This is a genomic window from Verrucosispora sp. ts21 (assembly GCF_002879555.1).
Classification (GTDB): Bacteria; Actinomycetota; Actinomycetes; order Mycobacteriales; family Micromonosporaceae; genus Micromonospora; species Micromonospora gifhornensis.
In genome coordinates this window covers 1-5,874 of record NZ_PNOZ01000144.1, presented here as the reverse complement: position 1 = coordinate 5,874, position 5,874 = coordinate 1, and the positions used below count along the sequence as shown (strand labels likewise).

The following is a 5,874-nucleotide window of genomic DNA, read 5'->3' as shown; positions in this document are numbered from 1 at the left end:
CAACGATCAGCTCCGCCGGGCCGAAGGAGCCGGCGTCAGGCACGAATCATCGAGGCTAGATCGCCAGACTGAACATGTGTGGGGACAGTCTGCCTAATGCGCCGGCCGTCCCTTTCTCGCCTTCCCGGGCGATGCATTACTTATGGCTGCGTTAAAGCTCGATTGAAGCGCTGTCCGTGGCGAATGGATCTAAACGTCCGGAATTAGTGGCGAATGAAATAGCGCGTTCACGTGATGCGAGGCCAGCAACTCACCGCATATCATCGAATTCAGAGCGCAAACTCTGATGCACGTTGCTGCGGCTTGGGCGGGAGGGCCCTTTCCGCCCACCTGAGGGCCCAATTCTTGCGGGAGTGGAGACCATCATGGCATTGGTCAGTCGGACGCCAGCCGGCGCGGATCGGACCGTTCTTCCTGGTATGCGTCGGCTTCGCGCTACGCTGTTCGTGTTGGTTCTACTCGCGGCTACCGGGGCGGGTGGATACCTGCCGCTCTGGACCAGGCTGGTGTTGACGCTAACCGCCACGGCAGTACCCATCGCGACCACCATTGAGTACGGCCGTTCCGGGGTGCGCACATTGCTCGGGTTGCCTCGCTGGGCACGCTCGCAGCGCGGACTTGTTTCCGCCTCCAAACAATCGAACTAAAGTTGGGAGACAGCGATCATGGCTAACAGTGATCCTCAGCCGCGCCGCGGCGACCAAGGCAGTGCGCCGCTGGCCGGGCGTAACGTCGAGATGGAGCGGCAGAACCCGGATCTGGTGGTGCCGCCGACGACCGACAGTCGGCTGGTGCCCAACCTCAAGTTCTCGTTTTCGCAGGCGCATACCCGGGTGGAGAAGGGCGGCTGGACGCGGGAGGTCACCAGCCGCGATCTGCCGATCGCCACCCAACTGTCCGGCGTCCAGTTCGGTCTCGAGCCGGGCGGGTACCGGGAGATCCACTGGCACAAGCAGTCGGAGTGGGCGTACGTGCTCAGCGGCAGTTGCCGGATCGCCGCGGTCGACCACGAGGGACGCAACTTCATCGAGGACGTCAAGGAGGGTGACCTGTGGTTCTTTCCGCAGGGCATCCCGCACAACATCCAGGCACTCGAGGACGGTTGCCAGTTCCTGCTGGTCTTCGACGACGGCGTGTTCTCGGAGAACAACACGTTCCTGCTCAGTGACTTCTTCGCGCACACGCCCAAGCGCGTCCTGGCCAAGAACTTCGGCTGGACGATGGAACAGATGCAGAACCTGCCCGAGCGGGAGAAGTACATCTTCCAGGGCGACGTTCCGCCGCCGCTGCAACAGGACCGGGTGGTCAGCCCCACCGGCGACATTCCGCGAAGCTTTAAGCACCGGATGCTCGCGCAGACACCGCAACGCTTCCGGGGTGGGACGGTCCGGGTCACCGACTCGACCAACTTCGCCGCGTCGGTGACCACCGCCGCAGCCCTGGTGGAGGTCGAGCCGGGCGGGATGCGTGAGTTGCACTGGCATCCCACCACCGACGAATGGCAGTACTACATCTCCGGCACCGGACGGATGGGTGTCTTCGCGTCGCAGGCCGCCGCCCGGACGTTCGACTTCCAGGCCGGCGACGTGGGTTACGTGCCCTTCGCGTACGGGCACTACATCGAGAACACCGGCGACGAGCCGCTGGTGTTCCTGGAGATGTTCCGGCACCCGCGCTTCGAGGACATCTCGGTGATGCAGTGGATGGCCAACACACCCCACGAGATCATCGCGCAAACGATCAACGTGCAGAAGTCAATCGTCGACGGCCTGCCGAACACCAAACAGTCCGTGATCTGAGCTCGGCGGCCGGCCCCGACACCACGGGGCCGGTCACCGGGCAAGGCAGATCGACCAGTCTTTACCGGCGGCGTCGCAGGACGTGGTACGTCCGCTTCAATCTCACCGGAGCTTCGTCGGTTGAACGTGATGACAGTGTTCGTGACACCGAGGGGTTCGTTCAGGGCATCATCGATCACGATGCGCTGGTGACGCCGACGAACCTCGACCCGCCGGCTGTCAACCGAGGACGGCCTGGCTCGAGTTGTATCGGCTCGCGCGAAACTCAGGCGGACAGTTGCGCTGGGATCGGCAGTCCAAGATGGTCTAGCAGGGCCGCCACCTTCCGGTCGAGTTCGACGCCTACAGCGTGGATCGCGTCGACGCCGAAGGAGCCCATCGCGCAACTGGGCTGCTCGATCGTCAACCGCGTACCACCGGAGCCACTGCTGATGGCGGTGCGTAGCGGCGCGTACAACATGACCGTCGGGTCGTGGCGGAACATCCGTTCGGCGATGGTGTGGTTTCCCATCAGATACTCCACTGACTGCGCCGAGTCGCCCGCCAGGCTCATCATCGGCTGCAGGTCACCGCTGCTCCAGTAGATGAGGAAACCGTTGGGGGCGCGCTCCCGCATCAGGCTCAGCACGTCGGACCAGGGTGCACCGCGAGCCACCAACGCGTTGAACGCCGTTGGGTCGTACGGCGGGACCGCTTCCTCGTACTGCCGCCGGAAGTCCTCGAACGGGCGGTCGACGCTGATGTCGAACCGGCGGGCCTGGTAGGGGCGTTCAGCAACACGGTCCGGTCTCATCGCCTCGCCAGTTCCCCTCTGCCTGACTCACTGCCACTCGAAGGTAGCACCCAAATACCTTTTAGGCTCTCGTAAGGACTTCGTCCCTTATTCTACCGCTCCGGGTACAGGCGGAGAGGGGTAGAACGTGAACGGCGCGGAAGCACTGATGCGCACGTTGGCAGACGGCGGGGTAGAAGTCGTCTTTACCAACCCCGGAACCACCGAGCTGCACCTGGTCGGAGCGCTTGACTCGGTGCCGCAGCTACGCGGGGTACTCGCTCTCTTCGAGGGTGTGGTGACCGGCGCGGCCGACGGTTATGCCCGCATCGCCGGCAAGCCAGCGGCGACGCTGCTGCACCTCGGTCCGGGGTTCGCCTACGGGCTGACGAACCTGCACAACAGCCGGCGAGCTAACTCACCGGTGGTGAACATCGTCGGCGACCACCCGACCTACCACAACGCCGTCGACCCACCCCTGGCCTCCGACATCGCCGCCCTGGGCGGCTGGCTGCGCGGTCCCGTGCGCCGCCCCGAGAACCCCGCCGGCGCAGGGACCGACGCCGCCGCGGCCCTGGCCGACGCGGTGAAGCCACCAGGACAGATCGCGACCGTGATCATGCCAGCGGACGTCTCGTGGTCCGACGGCGCAGCGGTAGGCGTCCCCGCCACCCCACAGCCCGCGCCCGCAGTTGATCCCGACATCATCAACCAGGTCGCGCAGATCATCCGCAGCGGCGATACCGCCGCCCTGGTGATCGGAGGACCCGCCCTGCGCGAGGCCGGTCTCTGCGCGGCGAGCCGTATCGCCGCCGCCACCGGCGTCCGCGTCCTGCAGGAGCTCTACTCCAACCGGGTCGAACACGGCGCAGGCCTACCCACGTTCCCCCGGCTGGGCTTCTACCCCGACCAGGCCCTCGAACAGCTGGCCGGGGCACACCACGTCATCATCGCGGGCGCGAAAGCACCCGTAGCCTTCTTCGCCTACTCCGACAAACCCAGCTGCCTCGTTCCCCCAGACGCTACGACCCATGTGCTCGCCGAGGTGGGCCAAGACGCCGAGGCCGCGCTAACGCAACTAGCCGACCTGGTCGCCCCCGACACGACAGCCCGCGTCACCGAACCCCGACGCCCGCAACTGCCCACCGGCCCTCTCACCCTGCAGAGCTGGTGCGACGTCGTCGCCGCGCTGCTACCCGAACGAGCGATCGTCATCGACGAGAGCGTCAGCTCAGGCACCGCGCTCGCGCACGCCACCGCCGGAGCTCCCCGCCACGACGTACTCATGCAGACCGGCGGCGCCATGGGCGACGGAATGCCCCTCGCCGTCGGCGCCGCCGTCGCCGCCCCCGACCGACCGGTGGTGGCCCTGATCGCCGACGGCTGCGCCATGTACACACCCACCGCGCTCTGGACCCAGGCACGTGAGCAACTGAACGTCACCACCGTGATACTCGACAACCACTCATACGCCATCCTGCGCCAGGAATGGAACTACTACAGCCGGCGCCCCGGCACCAACGACCCAGACACCAACCCCCAGTTCGACCTGACCAATCCCCCAATCGACTTCGTGCGCCTAGCGGAGTCCTTCGGCGTGCCCGCCACCCGCGCCACCACCGCGGAAGAACTCGCCGAACAACTGTCCAACGCCCTCACCAAACCAGGCCCACACCTCATCCAGGCCGTAATACCACCCGCCGCCTGAGCCCTCGACGCCGCGTCGGCAATCCAGCGCTCCGCGCACAGCCCGTACCGGCTGTCCGGCCGCTGAAGGGCGGCGGTCAGTGTCGCGGGCACGCGGACCGATGCAGTGCGGACCGTGTGAGGTGCGCCGTTGCGAATGCCGCGCACCGCCCTTCACGGCATAGGCGGCGTCGAGGGTGGCCCGCGCGGCGGTTACTCCTCCGTGCAGAGTCCTCCCGCGGCCAGGCGCTCCTTTCGCCGCCGTATCACGGAGCCGCGATGCAGGTCTCATCGCGCGGCCCGCCTCGCTCAGAACCGGGAATTCCATCAGTTCCGATATCTGACGTTGCCTGTAGACATCACCCGGGCGATCCGAGCCGTCGTCCCGCCAGGCGTTGTGCTCGACGGCGAGCTAATCGTCTGGGAACGCGGCCGCACCAACTTCGCCCAGCTCCAACGCCGGGTCACCGCCGGCCGCGACCTGCTGCGCCTGGCCCGCGAGCGTCCCGCCCACTACGTGCTGTTCGACCTGCTCGCCGACGCCGACGGGCAGGTGGTCCTCGACATGCCGCTGGCGCAACGTCGAGCCCGGCTGGAGCGGCTGCTCGTCGACGCGCCGGCACAGCTCACCCTGACCCCGCAGACAACCGACATGCTGCAGGTGACGGACTGGCTGCTGCACTGGACGGTCGCCGCGGGCATCGAAGGCGTGGTCAGCAAGCGCCTGAGCAGCCGGTACGAGCCCGGCCGGCGAGGCTGGTGGAAGTCCCGCACGCGGATCGTCACCGAGGCGATCATCGGTGGGGTGACCGGCGGCTTCAGCCGACCGGAGACCGTGCTGCTGGGCCGATTCGACCGACGGAGACGGCTGCGGTACACCGGCCGCTCCCACCCGCTAACCCTGGACCAGCGTGCGGCGCTGGCCGAGCTGCTCTCGCCGCCACGCATGCCGCGCCCCGGCAGCGTGGCCCACCCGTGGCCGCAGCCGCTGCCCGCGTCCTGGTCCGGCCAGTTGGACCGGCCGGAACCGCTGCCGTACGCCCAGGTAGAACCAACCGTGGTGGCGGAGATCGACGCCGACGTAGCGTTCGAACACGGACGCTGGCGCCACCGGGTGCGCTACGCGCGGACCCGAGCGGACATGTCCGTCTACGACGTGCCGCTACTGCTCGGCGAGGAAGAGGGCTACTTCGGCGACCTGGGGTGAGCATCCGAGGGCCTGCTGATGAGCAGCAGGTGGTTCGGGATCCGCAGCAGTCACGCCTTAACAGTCACCCGAGCCTGAGCCGCTTGCATCCGCAACTGGCGCTCGAAGTAGCGGGCGACCCTCCCACCATGAACGACCTCGAACGCGAGTACTACGCCGCCGCTCCTTCGCCTGCTACCGGCACTTCGGCGCGGCGTGGTCACGTCCCGTGGCGTGGTGTAATCCTGCTGTCTTCGGCTGTCATCCCGTGCGGTTCAACTCGGCTACCCCCCGTCTACTGTCGTCACGTCTCGCCTGCAGGCGGCACGTTCGATGCTTCCTCGCTGCTTGCAGCCGCGCTCGATCCATTTGCTTCTAGCCTGGGTGATTCACGGTGATCGCCGAGATGCGCTGTTCGTCGGCGTGTAGAT

General features: G+C 66.8%; 4 protein-coding genes. 3 read left to right on the top strand and 1 reads right to left on the bottom strand.

The annotated features are described in order from the left end of the window. Window positions 1-665 precede the first annotated feature (665 nt). Window positions 666-1,799, top strand: coding sequence for a cupin domain-containing protein (locus C1A38_RS30035; protein ID WP_102661055.1), 1,134 nt, complete (start codon window positions 666-668; stop codon window positions 1,797-1,799). A 265-nt stretch (window positions 1,800-2,064) separates the two neighbouring features. On the opposite strand, the gene C1A38_RS30030 is transcribed toward C1A38_RS30035, so the two are convergent. Further along, on the bottom strand, window positions 2,065-2,592 hold the full coding sequence (locus C1A38_RS30030) for a DUF302 domain-containing protein (protein ID WP_102661054.1): 528 nt from the start codon (window positions 2,590-2,592) through the stop codon (window positions 2,065-2,067). Window positions 2,593-2,719: 127 nt separating this feature from the next. Between C1A38_RS30030 and C1A38_RS30025 the strand changes: the two genes are divergently transcribed. After that, complete coding sequence (locus C1A38_RS30025; protein ID WP_102661053.1) at window positions 2,720-4,279, top strand: acetolactate synthase large subunit; 1,560 nt, start codon at window positions 2,720-2,722, stop codon at window positions 4,277-4,279. Between the two features lie 324 nt (window positions 4,280-4,603). Beyond that, complete coding sequence (locus C1A38_RS30020; RefSeq protein ID WP_233197113.1) at window positions 4,604-5,464, top strand: ATP-dependent DNA ligase; 861 nt, start codon at window positions 4,604-4,606, stop codon at window positions 5,462-5,464. The last annotated feature ends 410 nt before the right edge of the window (window positions 5,465-5,874 follow it).